We start from the raw sequence: 15,019 nt of genomic DNA on the forward strand, positions 1-15,019 counted from the left end.
AGGAGACTCCATGAGCAACGGCATTCTTTCCCAATCCATTGCCAACATGCAGCAGGCCGAAGCGACCATTCAGTCCTTCAGCGGTCTGCCGCAAAACGCCGTCAACATCCAGCAGAACGTCGGTGAGGTGGTCGCGGCCCTGCTGCCCCAGGTGCAAACCATGCAGCAGCAGGTCCTGGCATTTGCTGCCCGCCTGGAGCTGCAACTGACGCAACAGCTGGCCAATACCGGCCCGTTCAACCCCGAGGCGCTCAAGGCGTTCGTCGATCTGGTCCAGCAGGAGATTGCCCCCATCCAGACCCTGACCGCCCAGACTCTGACCGCCAGCCAGAGCGCCAACGATCGCATCACGCAAGACAACATAGCGTTGCAACGGATCGGCGTGGAGCTGCAAGCCACCATCGCCGGGCTGCAATCCAATCTGGACGGCGCCCGGCAGGAGCTGGACTCCCTCAACAAGAAAAAACTCTACCTACTGGGGCTGGGATTGCTGGGGCTGCCGGGCCTCATCGCCCTGGCCGTTACCCTGACGCAGACCCAGAACAAGGTGAGCAGCCTGGAGGGACAGGTGAACCAGATTGAGGGGCAGATCCAGCGTCAGCAAGGCTTCCTCGGCCAGACGACGGCCTTCTCCCAGCAATTCGGTTCCCTCATCGATCGGGTAAGCAAGGTGGGCAACACCATCACCCTGCTCGGCGGCGACATTGCCAACGTCGCCCGCGATGCCGGGCAAGGAGACCCGGAACTGGCGCGGCTGTTCTTCACCGCCGCCCTCACCGAGGTGCGCACCCTGCAAGTGGACGCCTCCTGATACGCCTGCAACAAAAAAGGAGAGGCCAGGGCCTCTCCTTTTTCATAGTGCGCGTTTCATGGTGTGCGGGGCCGTTGCCGCCCCGCCACGTTCGCCCCAGGCGGCTTAGTGCAGCTTCAGGGTCGGGCGCAGCACCCGGTTGATGCGGCCCACCAGCATGATGAGGCCGGTCTTGACGTAGCCGTGCAGAGCGATCTGGTGCATCCGGTAGAGCGAGATGTAGACCAGACGGGCGATGTAGCCCTCCACCATCATGGAACCGCGCATCAAGTTGCCCATCAGGCTGCCCACGGTGGAGAAGCGGCTCAAGGATACCAGCGAACCGTGGTCGTGGTAGAGGTAGGGCTTCATTTCGCCGCCGTTCATCTTGGCCAGGATGTTCTTGAACGCCTGGGTCGCCATCTGGTGGGCGGACTGGGCGCGCGGCGGCACGAACTTGCCATCCGGCTGCGGGCAGGCGGCGCAGTCACCGATGACGAAGATGTTCTCGTCACGGGTAGTCTGCAGGGTCTCTTTCACCACCAGCTGGTTGATGCGGTTGGTCTCAAGGCCGGCGATATCCTTCATGAAGTCCGGCGCCTTGATACCGGCCGCCCACACCATCAGGTCCGCTTCAATCAGCTCGCCATCCTTGGTATGCAGACCATCGGCAGTCGCTTCGGTGATCATGGTGGCGGTACGCACGTCCACACCGAGCTTGACCAGCTCCTGGTGAGCTGCGCCGCTGATGCGCTCCGGCAGGGCCGGCAGGATGCGGGGGCCCGCTTCCACCAGGGTCACCTTCAGGCTGTCGGTGGTCAGGTTCTTGAAGCCGTAGGCGTAGAGCTGCTCGACCGCGTTGTAGAGCTCGGCAGAGAGCTCTACACCGGTGGCGCCGCCGCCGACGATGGCAATCTTCACCTTATCGCCCGGCTGGTATTCGGTGGCGAACTGCAGGAAGCGGTTCATCATGCTGTTGTGGAAGCGGTGCGCCTGGGAGGGGCTGTCCAGGAAGATGCAGTGATCCTTGATGCCCTTGGTGTTGAAGTCGTTGGAGACGGAACCGATGGCCATCACCAGGTAGTCGTAGGGCAGCTCGCGCTCGTTGACCACGATGTCGCCGTTATCGTCGACGATCTTCCCCAGCACGATGCGTTTCTCGTCGCGCTTGATGTCGGTCAGGGTACCCAGCTGGAAGTCGAAGCCGTGGTTCTTGGCGTGGGACTGGTAGCTCAGGGCGTCGATGCCCGCGTCCATGGAGCCGGTGGCCACTTCGTGCAGCAGGGGTTTCCACAGGTGGGTACGGTTGCGATCAACCAGGGTGATCTTGGCCTTGTTCTTCTTGCCCAGCTTGCGGCCCAGGCTGGTGGCCAGCTCCAGACCGCCGGCACCGCCGCCGACGACAACAATATTGGTCATGGTTAATTACCTCGGTTCCATTAAAGCGAAGGGAGCCATCGGCTCCCTTGATAGTTGAATCCATGACGTGACGATCAATCAGGCTTCTTTGAAAGCCTTCATCTGTTGCAGGTGATGAGAGATGTTCTTGAACTTGTGCGTCTCTCGCTCATCCCACACGATGTTGTAATAATTCTTCAATTCACGCTCAGTTTCGCCATTATCGCGCACTTCATCCTGAACGGAAAGGATGCAGAGGCAATTTCCTGAATTTTTACTACGAAATTCAGACACACATTTGGTGCCGATATCCTCGTACTCTTCCGGTCGGTCGATCTTGCCCTGCATGGTGATTTCGGGGTGCAGGTTGGGGTTGAAGATCACCTGCTTGATGCCGCACAGGAAGCCAATGCGCTCGCTCCAGTACCCACCCAGCCCCACCCCGCAGATGAGGGGTTTGGGATCGGTGCTCATGTCGAGCTGCTTCTTCACTTCCTTGAGCAGGTGGCTCATGTCATGACGGGGGTGAACCGTGCTGTAGTGCACGAAACGCACATCATCATCAATAAACTGCAACTGCAGCACTTTCTCGTGATTGCCCGGGCTGGTGGCATCGAAGCCATGCAGATAGATGATCATGGATAAGACCTCAGGATCTGTGTCGGTTTTATCGAAACTACCCCAGCGGCATGGCCCTGCGCCACCAAAACATCCTACTTTCTTGCTTTGGATCACGCCCTCGGTTACGGATGAAACCAGACGGCGCGCAACAGTCCACTGCCGGCTATCAATCTGAGAGCCCGACCGACCGAAATGATAACCGGGCTACCAATCTGAAAGCCCGGTCCCATCGACTGGCAAACGATTGTCAGCCATCGGCGCGTGCAAGCGTGATCCCGCCTGCAAAAATGCGCATGAACAGGGCCAACAGACACCCATGCATACCGACTGAGCACGGTTCCTGCACTCCCCCTGCGATACCGCGTGAAGGCAACCTTCGCCTGCGCGGCCGGATCCAGGGCGACCCGGACCCCATCCATGAACGGGGCAGCCAGCCTGCCCCATCTTGCCCGGCCAGAGCCGCCGGGTCGCAAGGAGTGATCTGTTCATGAACCAGACCCAGCCCCCCGGGGCGGCCAAGGGCCGCGCCATCGACGAAGTGGAGCGCCTGCTCCCCCCCGGCCAGCTCTTTACCCTCGGCCTGCAGCATGTGCTGGTGATGTATGCCGGCGCCGTGGCGGTGCCGCTGGTCATCGGCGGCAGCCTGGGGCTGCCCAAGGATCAAATCTCCTATCTCATCAGTTCGGATCTCTTCTGCTGCGGCATCGTCACCCTGCTGCAGTGCCTTGGCATCGGCCGCTTCGCCGGCATCCGCCTGCCGGTCATCATGTCGGTCACCTTCGCCGCCGTCATGCCCATGCTGGCCATCGGCGCCAATCCGGCGCTGGGGCTCACCGGCATCTTCGGCGCCACCATCGCCGCCGGCATCCTCTCCACCCTGCTGGTGCCGCTCATCGGCCGCTTGATGCCGCTCTTCCCCACCGTGGTGACCGGGGTGGTCATCACCTCCATCGGCATCAGCATCATGCAGGTGGGCATCGACTGGATGGCGGGGGGCAAGGACAACCCCGAGTACGGCAGCCTGCGCTACATCGGCACCAGCTTTCTGGTGCTGGCCTTCATCCTGCTGGTGACCCGCTTCACCAAGGGTTTTTTCAGCAACATTTCGGTACTGCTCGGGATCATCTTCGGTTTCGGAGTGGCCATCGCCATGGGAGAAGTGAGCCTGGACGGGCTCGGCGAGGCGGCCTGGTTCGCCCCCATAGTACCGTTCGCCTTCGGCTGGCCCACCTTCGATCCCATCTCCATCGCCACCCTCACCGTCATCATGCTGATCACCTTCATCGAGTCGATGGGGATGTTTCTGGCGCTCGGCGACATCGTCGGCCACCCGGCCAGCCGGGGCGACATAGTACGCGGCCTGCGGGTGGACGGCATCGGCACCATCATCGGCGGCATCTTCAACAGCTTCCCCCACACCTCCTTCTCCCAGAACATCGGCCTGGTGAGCGTGACCGGGGTGTCGAGCCGCTGGGTCTGCGTCATGTCGGGGGGGATCCTGCTCGCCTTTGGGCTGGTGCCCAAGATGTCGGTGCTGGTCGCCTCCATTCCCCCCTTCGTGCTGGGGGGCGCCGGCATCGTGATGTTCGGCATGGTGCTGGCCACCGGCATCCGCATCCTGGCCAGGGCCGACTACAACAGCAATCGCCACAACCTCTATATCGTCGCCATCAGCTTAGGCGTCGGCATGATCCCCACCGTCTCCGGCCACTTCTTCCAGCACTTCCCCGCCGCCCTGCAACCGCTGTTTCACAGCGGCATTCTGCTGGCCACCCTCAGCTCGGTGCTGCTCAACCTCTTTTTCAACGGCTACCAGCCGGACCTGCGCCACCAGCCGAGGCCCCTGCTGGTGGGGCCGGTGCGCCCGCCCGCTCAGCCGCAGCCAGGCAAACCCGCCTCATAAAAAACCGCCGGGCAGTATGGCTGCCCGGCGGTTTCATTCAGCAAGCCTGTGTTAGCCGCGAGTCTGGGCGAAGCGCTCCACCGCCGCGGCCACCAGCGCCAGGCTGCCCTGCCAGAAGACGCTCTGGCGAATGTCCTGGCCCAGGTGCTTGGCCACCAGATCTTCGGCGCTCATGCGGCCGGTATCGCGCAGCAGGTCGCGATAGGCCTGGGCCACATTCTGTTCTCCCGCCTTCTGGCGATGCATCAGTTGCTGATAGACGCCGAGGCTGAACAGATAGCCGAACAGGTAGGGGTAGTTGTAAAAACCCAGCCCGGCGATGGAGAAGTGCGCCTTGGCCGCCCAGAACAGGGGGTGATAGCGGCACAGACTCTGCTCATACCAGCGGCCCCAGGCCTCGTCGGTCAGCGCCTTGAGCCGCGCCGGCGAGACATAGCCAGACGCCCGCTCCGCCACCAGGGCGCGCTCGAAATCAAAGCGGGCCGGGATATTGACCAGGAAGGTGGCGGCGCCGTCCGCTTCCGCCCAGGCGATGGCCTGCTGCTCTTCGGGGGTCTGCGCCTGCTCGAACAGGGCGCTGCGCACCAGGGTCTCGGCGAAGATGGAGGCTGTCTCCGCCAGCGTCATGGGGTAGCTGCGCTGGCTCATGGGCAGATCGCGAATGAGCCAGTTGTGCCAGGCGTGGCCAAGCTCGTGGGCCAGGGTGATGACGTTGTCCATGGTGCCGGCATAGGTGATGAACACCCGCGGCTCCACCGGCTCGGCAAACTTGGTGCAGTAGGCCCCGGTGCGCCGGTTGGGGGTGGGCGCGGCATCGATCCACCCCTTTTCGGCCATCATGCGGGCAAATTCCCCCATCTCGGGATCAAAACGGGAGAACGCCTCGGCGATGATCTCGATGGCCTCCTCGAACGGGATCTCGCGGCTCACCGCGGCCGGTGGCGGGGCGAACAAATCCTCCGGCCCCAGCTCTTCGATGCCAAGGCGCTCGGCCATCAGCCCCAGCGCCCGCTGACCGAGCCCGCGTGCGCGCCAGGTCTCCTGCATCAGGGTATCCAGGGTCGCCCGCTCGATGTGGCTCTGATGGCAGGAGAGATCGAGCGCATCGAGCTGGCGGCTGCGGCCGCGCTGGCGCGCGAGCTCAAGCCGCCAGCCGTTGAGGGCGTTGAGGATGGCGGCCACCGTCTCCTGCTCCCCCTCCCAGCCGGCGCTGATGGCATCGAACGCTTCCCGGCGCAGGGCCCGCAGCGGGCTGGAGAGCAGGTTGCTCGCCTCGGCCAGCCCCATCTCGCGGCCATCGATCACCAGCCGGATCTTGCCCACCAGATCGTTGTAGAGGTTGCCCCAGGCGTGCAAGCCGTCGGTGCCAAGGCCGATCACCAGTTGCTCCGCCTGCACCGGCAGGCGCTGATCCTGCAAGCGGCGCTCGTGACGCAGCCGGTATGCCTCCTCCCCCAGCAGGGAGTCGGCCATCAGCTGCTCGAATTCAGCCTCCGGCAGCGCCAGCATCAGATCCTCGACCGGGGCCAGGGTCTTGAACAGATCGGCATTGAGGGCGCGGGCGCGGGAGGCCAGCTGCTTGGCCAGCTCGTCGCGGGCATCCTGACTGCCCTGACAGGCCGCCAGCACGGCCAGGTTCCAGCCGATGTTGCGAATGCGCTGGGCCCGCAGCCGCACCTCGCGCAAGAAATCCTGCAGCGCCTGCGCATTGGCCCGCACGGCGCCAAGCCCCTCGAGGAACAGCCCGAGCTCGTCCACACTGGCGCGCGCCAGGGCGAGATCGGCTGCCACCTGCGGGCAGTCGAGGGCGGGATAGATATGCTGGTTTTGCCACTGTTGTGGGTAGATTCGTTGCTGCATCAAATGCTCGTCATCAGGTTGCGGGGCCGGGCCCCTTTGAATGCGCGTGGCGAGCCACAGGGCCCGCCACCAGGATAAAAACCGCCGGGCTGCCTACACCAGCCGCTCGAGGCGAGCGACCGCCTCTTCCACATAATCGAGGCTCTCCTGCCAGAAGGCGGGCTCACGGATGTCGACCCCCAAATGCTTCTCCACCAGCTCTTCTGCGCTCATGCGGCCGGTGTCGCGCAGCAGCTCGCGATAGGCGTGAACGAACTCACGCCCCGCCCGCGCCTGCTGGGCATAGAGTCCCAGGCTGAACAGGTAGCCAAACAGGTAGGGGTAGTTATAGAACCCGAGCTCGGCGATGGAGAAGTGGCCCTTGCTGGCCCAGAACAGCTCGTCATATTGACTCAGGGTGTCACCATACCACTGCTGCTGCGCCGATTTCATCATCTGCCGCAGCTGGCCGGCCCCCACGTAGCCCTCCTCCCGCGCCGCCACCAGGGCCCGCTCGAAGGTAAAGCGGGCCGGCACGTCGAGCAGCAGGCTGGCGGCGCGCTCCCCGTCCAGCCAGGCGATGGCCCGGCGCTGCTCCATGTTGTCGGTGGCCGCCAGCAGGGCATCGCGCACCAGCGCCTCGGCAAATAGGGAGGCGGTCTCCGCCAGCGTCTTGGGGTAGTCGCGCTGCTCCAGCGGCAACTCCCGCAGCAGCCAGCTGTGCCAGGCGTGCCCCAACTCATGAGCGAGCGTGATGACGTTGTCCAGGGTCCCCTCGAAGGTGAGAAACACCCGCGGTTCGGGCGGATCGGCATACTCGGTGCTGTAGGCGCCGCTGCGCCTGTGCTCGCTCGGTGCTGCGTCAATCCAGCCATTGGCCGCCATCATGCGGGCAAAGGCCCCCATCTCGGGGTCAAAGCCGGTGAAGGCGTCGGCCACCAGGACCAGCGCCTGTTCGAAACTGATCAGGCCGCTCGCCGCAGCCGGCGCCGGGGCATAGAGATCCCAGGGGGCGAAATCACTAATCTGCTGGGCGCAGGCCATGGCACGCAGGGCCCGTCGCCCCAGCGCCTTGTGCTCGCCGGCTGCCGTCATCAGGGTCTCCAGGGTTACCCGCTCCAGGTGTCCCTGATGGCAGGAAACGTCGAGCTCATCCCACCTGCGTTCCCTGCCACGCTGGCGGGTCAGCTCGTTGCGCCAGCCGTTGATGGCGTTGAGGATGGCGGCCACCGTCTCCTGCTCCGCCCCCCAGGCGGCCTGGATGGCGTGCCAGGCGGCGGCGCGCCGCGCCCGCTGCGGGTGGGCCAGCAGGTTGTCCGCCTGGGCCAGCCCCATGGGTTGCCCCTCCACCACCGGCCTGAGCCTTCCTACCAGGTTGTCGTAGAGATCCCCCCACCCCTGCAGGCCATCCACGCTCAGCCCCGCGATCAGCTGCTCACTCTCGAGCGACAACCACTGATCCTGCTGGCGCCGGTCGTGGCGAATGGCATAGGCGAGCTCGAACAGCTCGGGATCCTGCAGCAGGGCGCGTACCAGCTCCTCGGGAGCGCGCACCCAGAACAGGGTCACCGGCTTGCAAAGCTGGGACAGGTTTGCCTGCAGCTGCTGGCCGCGGGAGAGCAGCACCCTGGCCGCCTCGTCGCGCCCATCCCGGCTGAGCCGGTTGTAACCGTAGGTCTGGCAGTTCCACTCCAGCCGGCGCACCTCGCGCCAGCAGGCCCGGATGGCCCGAAGCAGATGGCGCAAGGCATTGATGTCGTGGGTCTTGGGCAGTTCATCCAGCAGGGGTGGCAGGCGGTTAAGGGCCTCGCGGGCACACTGGAAATCGGCGTCGATCGCCGGGCAGTCGGGGGCGGCATAGATGTGATCATCCAGCCAAACGGGTGGTTTCATGACCTTCCTTGTCTGTTTGCGTCCATGTGGGCTGACCCCGCCTCTGTGAGCGGGTGTCAGCCGGATAGTACGAAGGGGGCAGGCCCTTGCCTAGCCCCCATCCGAGGCAACAGACGAGACAGTCTCTGACGGAATGGCTCCCATCGCAGGGATATGCTCCGCGAGGTTCAGCCCGCCGCCACTATTTGGCGGGCTTGAGCTTGCTCACCAGGGTCATGGCCAGCACCAGCACCAGCCCGGCCACCACGCCGGCCACGGCGTTGAGCAGGGTCGGCGTCACCAGCGCGAGGGCGGCGCCGACCGCAGGCAAGGTGGCCACGGCGGCGGCGGCCCCTTCAATCAGGTGGTGCACAAAAGGCCAGCCGTGCACCAGGATGCCGCCCCCCACCATGAACATGGCAATGGTGCCGACCAGTGCCAGCAGGTGCATCAGCCGCGGCGCCGTCACCAGCAGCCCCTGCCCCACCGCCCGGCGCAAGGCACTGCCATTGGGCTTTTGCAGCAGGTGCAGGCCGATGTCGTCGAGCTTGACGATGAGCCCCACCAGGCCGTAGACCCCCACCGTCATCAGCAGGGCGATGCCCGCCACCACCGACAGCTGCAGCGCCAGGCTCGCCCCCTGTACAGTGCCAAGGGCGATGACGATGATCTCGGCCGACAGAATAAAGTCGGTGCGAATGGCCCCCTTTATCTTCTGCTGTTCAAACGCCACCAAATCATCGGGAATGGGTGCGGTGTACGCCTCCCCCTCACTCGCCTCATGGGGCAGAAACTTGTGGGCCAGCTTCTCGGCCCCCTCGAAGCAGAGGTAGGCGCCCCCCAGCATCAAGAGCGGGGTGATGAGCCAGGGCACCAGGGCACTGATGGCGATGGCGGCAGGCACCAGGATCAGCTTGTTGCGAAACGACCCCTTGGCCACCGCCCACACCACCGGCAGCTCCCGCTCGGCGCGCACCCCGGAGACCTGCTCGGCATTGAGGGCCAGATCGTCCCCCAACACCCCGGCGGTCTTCTTTGCCGCCATCTTGGTCATCAGCGCCACGTCGTCGAGCACGCTGGCAATATCGTCGAGCAGGGCCAACAAACTGGTTCCGGCCATATCAGAGAATCCTTATGTCAGTAGAAGAGAGCTTCCCGCAGCACACCACGCCCTTGTTGGCCACGACCTTGGTCATCAGCGCCACGTCACCCGGCACGCTGGCAATATCGCCCGGCAGGGCCAACAAACTGGTTTCGGCCATATCAGAAAATCCTCATTAGGGTGGCAAGGGCCCCACGGTTAGCCGATTTGCATTGCAGGCTCCGAGAGCGATGCCGGCCGAAGGGGGATCCCTATTGCGGGAAAAGATGGCACAGTGTAACGAGAAGCCGCCCGTTCGGCAGCAACCACATCAGGGTCATTTGGCCTTGTTTCATCCGGTGCCCGCAGGCCCAAGGAGTATTCCATGCAACCCTGGCAACCGCTGATCACATTCTGGTTTGGCGAAGAGACCGACGACGTCACCCGCGCCAAACGCCAAGCGCCCCTCTGGTGGGGCAAAAACAGCGACACCGACGCCCTGCTCGCCAGCCGCTTCGGTGACCTGGCCGTGGCAGCCACCGCCGGCGAGCTCGCCCACTGGGCCGACTCGGCCGAGGGCCGGCTGGCCCTTATCCTGCTGCTGGACCAGCTGCCGCGCAACATCCACCGCGGCACCCCCGCCGCCTTTGCCCAGGATGCCAAGGCGCGGGATCTCTGCCTCAAGGGGCTCTCTCTGGGGGCGGATCTGGCGCTGCCCCCGCTGGGGCGGGTCTTTTTCTACCTGCCGCTGGAGCACGCTGAATCCCGCGAGCAGCAGGCCAGAAGCGTGACCCTGTTCGAGGGACTGGCGGCCGAGCAGGCAGACGGCCCGGCGCGGGAGACCTTCGCCGGCTTTGCCGACTTTGCCCGCCGCCATCAGGTGATCGTCGAGCGTTTTGGCCGCTTCCCCCACCGCAACGCCATCCTGGGCCGCCAGGACACCGCCGAGGAGGCCGCCTTCTTGCTGCAACCTGGCTCGGGCTTTTGAGCCTCATTTCAGCTGCGCATAAAAAAACGGGCCCGAGGGCCCGTTTTGCATGGGAATGGCGGAGTTATGCCGCCTCCGCCAGCTCCTCTTCTTTTTTCTGGTAAGCCTGCGGCGAGAGGCCCAGCAGCTCCTGCACGGTGGAGGCCACCGTGATGGAGGAGATGGTGCCCACCAGGATGCCGGCGAATAGGGTGAAGGAGAAACCGTAGAGGGCATCACCACCGAACAGCAACAGGGCTCCCACCGTGAACAGGGTGGTGCCCGAGGTGATCATGGTGCGGCTGAAGGTGGCCTTGATGGCCACGTCGGAGCAGTCGTGGATCCCCATCTGGGTGCGCGAGCTGAGCAAGTCCCGCAAGCGGTCGGAGATGACGATGCTGTCGTTGAGGGAGTAGCCGATCACCGCCATCAAACCGGCGATGACGTTGAGATCGAACTCGATGTTGAACAGCGCCAGCAGCCCCAGCGCCACCAGGCCGTCGTGCAGCACCGACACCAGGATGCCGATGGCTTGGCGCCACTCGAAGCGCACCGCCAGGTAGGCGGAGATGGCCAGCGAGGCCACCAGCACCGCCAGCATCCCCTGCTGGAACAGCTCGGCGCCCACCTGAGGGCCGACGATGGTGGTGCGCAGCAGCTCCACCGGCAGGTTGAGCTGCTGACCCAGCATCACCGCCAGCTCCTCGGCCGCCCAGGGCAGCTCGTGAGGCGGCAGCTTGATCAGCCACTCGCCGGGCACGCCGGCGCCGTGCAGCTCGACCACGCCCGCCAGAGGGGCCGTCAACAGGGCGTTGAGCTCGTGGGCCTCCTTCAAGGTCTGGATGCGAAACTCCAGCAGGATGCCGCCGGTGAAGTCGAGCCCGAGCGACAGCCCGTTGATGGCCAGCACCGCGATGCTCGCCACGGTCAGCAGCACGGAGGCCCACAGGCCGATGTAACGCCAGCGGGTCAACCCCATGGCAATGATCATTCTCAGCATTGTTGTTCCCTCGACAGCAGATGGCTCGGGCTTCCCGCAAGGAAGCGCGTGACGCGGGCGCGGAGCAGGCTCGAACGCGCGGCGCGATGACACAGGTGGTGGTCAGTCATGGTCACACCCTCAGCAGCTTGGCGCTGCTCTTGCCCCACAGGGGGTTGATGATGGCGCGCGTGCCCCAGATGCCGGTCACCATGCTGGAGATGAGGCCCAGGATCAGGGTGATGGAGAAGCCCTGCAGCGGCCCGGAACCGATGGCATAGAGCACCACGGCGCAGATCAGGGTGGTGATGTTGGCGTCGAAGATGGTGCGAAACGCCGAGCGGTAACCAAAGTCGATGGCGTTGGCCAACGAACCCCCTTCCCGCAGTCGGTCCTTGATCCGCTCAAAGATCAGCACATGGGTATCCACCGCCATGCCGACGGTGAGCACCAGACCGGCGATCCCCGGCAGGGTCAGTACGGCGCCCGGCAGCACTGCCAGCATGCCCACCTGCATCAACAGGTTGGCGATGAGCGCGGTGATGGCGACCCAGCCGAACTTGCGATACCAGGCCATCATGAACAGCATCATGCCGGCCATACCGAACGCCAATGCGGTGAAGCCCGCCTCGATGTTCTGCAGACCCAAGGTCGGGCCTATGCTGCGCTCTTCCAGGATCTTGAGGGGCGCGGTGAGGGCGCCCGCGCGCAGCAGCATGGCCAGCTCCTGGGCTTCCGGCAGGCTGCCGATCCCGGTGATGCGGAACTGGTTGCCAAGGGCGGTCTGGATGGTGGCGACGTTGATCACCTCGCTCCTGGCCCGCAGCTTGCCTTCGGCATTGGTCTTGTACTCGGTAAAAACGGTGGCCATCGGCTTGCCCACGTTCTGGCGGCTGAACTGGTTCATCTTGCTGCCGCCCAGACTGTCGAGCACGATGTTGACCTGGGGTTGCCCCATCTCGCCCATGTTGGCGCGGGCATCGACGATGTGCTCACCGGTCAGCACCGGCTTGCGGGCCAGCCCCACCGCCTGGCCGTTGCGATCCGCCATGAAGAAGCGGCTGTCGGCCTGGGCCTCGTAGAAGGCCAGCGAGGCAGTGGCCCCGATCACCTCTTTCGCCTGCTTGGGATTGTGCACCCCGGGCAGCTCGATGCGGATGCCGTCCTGACCCTGGCGCTGTACCGAGGCCTCGACGATGCCGAGCTCGTTGATCCGCTTTTTCAGGATCGACAGGTTCTGGGTCACCGCGTTGTTGGCCAGCAGGGTACGCTCGGCCTCGCTCATCACCAGCCGCAGCTCGTTGCCGCTGCGCTTGAGGGTCCACTGATCCTGCCGGGTGCCGGCGGAATCCTTGATGATGGTGAGCCAGGGCGCCTGATCGGCCACCTCAGGCAAAATCACCCTCACCTCCCCTTCGCTCACCCGGGCCACGTTGGCGCCGCGCAGGCGCGCCTCGCGAAACTGGGTGCGCAGCATGTCCACCAGGTTTTTGGTCTGGTTGTCGACCACGAAGCTCAGATCGACCCCGATCAGCAGCTGGGAGCCGCCACGCAGATCCAGCCCGAGCTTGATGGGGGCGGCGCCGAGCTGGCTGATCCAGCCCGGGGCGTTGGAGTAGAACTCCAGGGTCAGCGCCGAGCTGTCATAGCCCTGCTGCTCCAGCAGCTGCTTGGCACGCTGCTGTTCGGCCTGGCTGGCAAACACCAGCTCGACCCGCTCGCCCTGTTGCACCTGTTTCTGCGGCTCGATGCGGTTGTCGGCCAGCAGGGTACGCTGCGCCTCGGTCAGGCTGGTCTGGCCGTGCAGACCGAGGGAGGGCTGCTCACCGAAGAAGGTGGGCAGGGAGTAAAACGCAAAGGTGAACAGCATGAGCAGCAGCAGGGCGTACTGCCACATGTTCATGCGATTCAAGGTGATACGACTCTTTTTTCTCATGAAATCAGCCTCTGTCAGGAGAAGGCTGCGCACTCGCCACGCTGGCGGCACGCAAGAAAATACGAATGAGACAGTGGCCCGTTCACGCGCGGTGAGCAGGCAGCAGGAGGCGATGAGGTGGTGCGAAAGGACCGGACCCCATCGGGATCAGGCGAGGTAACTCTGACAGAAACGGTATTGCAGGTGCTGGCGTTGCAACCGGTGCCGATGGATGGTGGCAAACCGATCGCGGAAACTGTGTCTGCGATAGAAGAGGGCGGCATAGAACAGCAGGCCGCACAGCAGCAGCAGGATCGCCTGCTGGGACCAGCTCATGATCAGCTGGTACACCACGTTGCCGGGCTGATGATCGCTGCGCAGGGAGTGTTCGAGCCGCAGCAGGTAATTCTGGTGGGAGCTGACGAACTTGACGACCCCGTCGTCACTGTCGCTGGCACTGTGGATCACCTGAGCGCCATCGGTCGGCGCCGCACTATCCCCCATCAGCTGTACCTGCTGGCTCGACTGCTGGGCTGCGGGCAGCTTGAATCCCTCCACCGAGAGGGTAGAGAACAACAGAGCGAGGGTGATGAGCAGGGTCATCAGCGCCAGTTTCACTTTGTCGGTCAGGCTCAAAAAGTTAATTCCCGCATAATAGAAAGGGCAAACTACCACAGGGGGCCCGTTGGAACAAGGATGAAGGGAGTCGCCAACCCCCTACCCCACAGGCTGGCCGCAACTATCATCCCTCAGACATCTGTCTGAAATCGCGGGCATAACCCTTGAGCAGGCTGTAGAGGTGGGCCCGCTGGGAGATGTCCAGCGACTGGCTTAGATCGCTCAGCCAGTTGACGGTGCGCTGGCGCGACTGATCGGTGTAGCCGGTGAAGCGGCCATCCATCAGGCCGTCCCCCTGTTGCAGCAGGGCGGTGAGCTGGGCGCCGAAGTCCTGGCTCTGGCGCTGCTTCATCAGCCGGTCCAGCTCCTTGGTCCAGGCGGTCTGGAACTCAAGCCAGGGAGCCAGCAGCTCGTACTGCCACTGGGCCCACTGGGCCACCAGCGGGGCCTGGGCCGGTTTCACCTCGCCAATCCAGAACACCAGCCGCTCGTTCATCTTGTCGCGAAACTCCTTGAGCATCTCCTCCCTCGGCTTGTCGGCAAACTCCTTTTCCCGTTCGGCCTGGCGGGTGAGCCGGTCCTTCATGAACATGGCCACCTGCGCCTCGGTCAGGGTGCGTGCCAGCCGCACCGCCCGCGGCACCGTGTTCTCCAGGGTGCGGGTCAGGCTCTGCTGGGCCGCATCCAGATGGCGGGAGACCTGGGCCGGGGTCATGGGGCTCGCCACCGCCTTGGCCAGCGCATCGAGATCGTCGGCATAACGGGGCACCTCGCGCTGGCGGTGCCAGGCCATCAGCCCCTTCACTTCGTTGTCCAGCAGCCGCTTCTGGCTGCGATCCAGCGAGAAGTAGTCGTCCAGCTGCCAGACGATGGCCACGTCGAGCCAGTAATAGACGACCCGGGTGGAGCAGCCGGCCAGCAGCAGACAGAGCAGCAGCAGACTCCAGCTACTGGGCTTGCGCCAGGAAAAGGTGGTCACCATGCAAGGCTCCAATGTTGATGAAACAGGGTTGACGCAACGGATGATTCATAATGC

The 15,019-nt window shown here is 64.3% G+C and carries 13 protein-coding genes; 3 read left to right on the forward strand and 10 right to left on the reverse strand.

What is annotated here, in order from left to right:
* The first annotated feature begins 10 nt into the window (after window positions 1-10).
* Window positions 11-811: a hypothetical protein gene (locus R2E40_RS13235; protein WP_029300414.1), complete on the forward strand. Its 801-nt coding sequence runs from the start codon at window positions 11-13 to the stop codon at window positions 809-811.
* Between the two features lie 105 nt (window positions 812-916).
* Here R2E40_RS13235 and R2E40_RS13240 read toward each other — a convergent pair whose 3' ends face one another.
* Window positions 917-2,209 (reverse strand): NAD(P)/FAD-dependent oxidoreductase, encoded by a 1,293-nt coding sequence (locus R2E40_RS13240; protein ID WP_139704540.1) that lies wholly within the window; start codon window positions 2,207-2,209, stop codon window positions 917-919.
* A gap of 78 nt (window positions 2,210-2,287) precedes the next feature.
* Window positions 2,288-2,827: an alpha/beta hydrolase YcfP gene (ycfP, locus tag R2E40_RS13245; RefSeq protein ID WP_016351064.1), complete on the reverse strand. Its 540-nt coding sequence runs from the start codon at window positions 2,825-2,827 to the stop codon at window positions 2,288-2,290.
* A gap of 469 nt (window positions 2,828-3,296) precedes the next feature.
* Here ycfP and R2E40_RS13250 point away from each other — a divergent pair, with 469 nt between their 5' ends.
* The gene (locus R2E40_RS13250) at window positions 3,297-4,712 is read left to right on the forward strand and encodes a nucleobase:cation symporter-2 family protein (RefSeq protein WP_318163579.1); all 1,416 of its coding nucleotides are present in this window, start codon (window positions 3,297-3,299) and stop codon (window positions 4,710-4,712) included.
* 51 nt (window positions 4,713-4,763) lie between these two features.
* Here the strand turns inward: R2E40_RS13250 and R2E40_RS13255 are convergent, their stop codons facing one another.
* The 4 genes from R2E40_RS13255 to R2E40_RS13270 form a co-directional block, all read right to left on the reverse strand.
* Window positions 4,764-6,572 (reverse strand): M3 family oligoendopeptidase, encoded by a 1,809-nt coding sequence (locus tag R2E40_RS13255; RefSeq protein ID WP_318163580.1) that lies wholly within the window; start codon window positions 6,570-6,572, stop codon window positions 4,764-4,766.
* A gap of 93 nt (window positions 6,573-6,665) precedes the next feature.
* Window positions 6,666-8,444: a M3 family oligoendopeptidase gene (locus tag R2E40_RS13260; protein WP_318163581.1), complete on the reverse strand. Its 1,779-nt coding sequence runs from the start codon at window positions 8,442-8,444 to the stop codon at window positions 6,666-6,668.
* Between the two features lie 181 nt (window positions 8,445-8,625).
* Complete coding sequence (locus R2E40_RS13265) at window positions 8,626-9,543, reverse strand: DUF808 domain-containing protein (protein ID WP_257688435.1); 918 nt, start codon at window positions 9,541-9,543, stop codon at window positions 8,626-8,628.
* Between the two features lies 1 nt (window position 9,544).
* Complete coding sequence (locus R2E40_RS13270) at window positions 9,545-9,685, reverse strand: hypothetical protein (RefSeq protein ID WP_257688434.1); 141 nt, start codon at window positions 9,683-9,685, stop codon at window positions 9,545-9,547.
* A 204-nt stretch (window positions 9,686-9,889) separates the two neighbouring features.
* Here R2E40_RS13270 and R2E40_RS13275 point away from each other — a divergent pair, with 204 nt between their 5' ends.
* A complete protein-coding gene (locus tag R2E40_RS13275; protein WP_257688433.1) occupies window positions 9,890-10,492 on the forward strand; it encodes a DUF924 family protein in 603 nt (200 codons plus the stop codon).
* A 64-nt stretch (window positions 10,493-10,556) separates the two neighbouring features.
* Here the strand turns inward: R2E40_RS13275 and secF are convergent, their stop codons facing one another.
* From secF to R2E40_RS13295, 4 genes are all read right to left on the reverse strand, one after another.
* Window positions 10,557-11,471, reverse strand: a complete 915-nt coding sequence (secF, locus tag R2E40_RS13280) for a protein translocase subunit SecF (protein ID WP_024944906.1) — start codon at window positions 11,469-11,471, stop codon at window positions 10,557-10,559.
* A gap of 112 nt (window positions 11,472-11,583) precedes the next feature.
* A complete protein-coding gene (gene secD, locus R2E40_RS13285; protein ID WP_162516653.1) occupies window positions 11,584-13,386 on the reverse strand; it encodes a protein translocase subunit SecD in 1,803 nt (600 codons plus the stop codon).
* A 147-nt stretch (window positions 13,387-13,533) separates the two neighbouring features.
* Window positions 13,534-14,040, reverse strand: coding sequence for a hypothetical protein (locus tag R2E40_RS13290; protein ID WP_318163582.1), 507 nt, complete (start codon window positions 14,038-14,040; stop codon window positions 13,534-13,536).
* A 67-nt stretch (window positions 14,041-14,107) separates the two neighbouring features.
* Window positions 14,108-14,965 carry a DUF6279 family lipoprotein gene (locus tag R2E40_RS13295; RefSeq protein ID WP_318163583.1) on the reverse strand — a complete coding sequence of 286 codons (858 nt, stop codon included), beginning with the start codon at window positions 14,963-14,965 and terminating at the stop codon, window positions 14,108-14,110.
* Between the last annotated feature and the right edge of the window lie 54 nt (window positions 14,966-15,019).

Origin of the sequence: Aeromonas sp. CD, assembly GCF_033349375.1 — a bacterium.
Taxonomy (GTDB): Bacteria; Pseudomonadota; Gammaproteobacteria; order Enterobacterales; family Aeromonadaceae; genus Aeromonas; species Aeromonas hydrophila.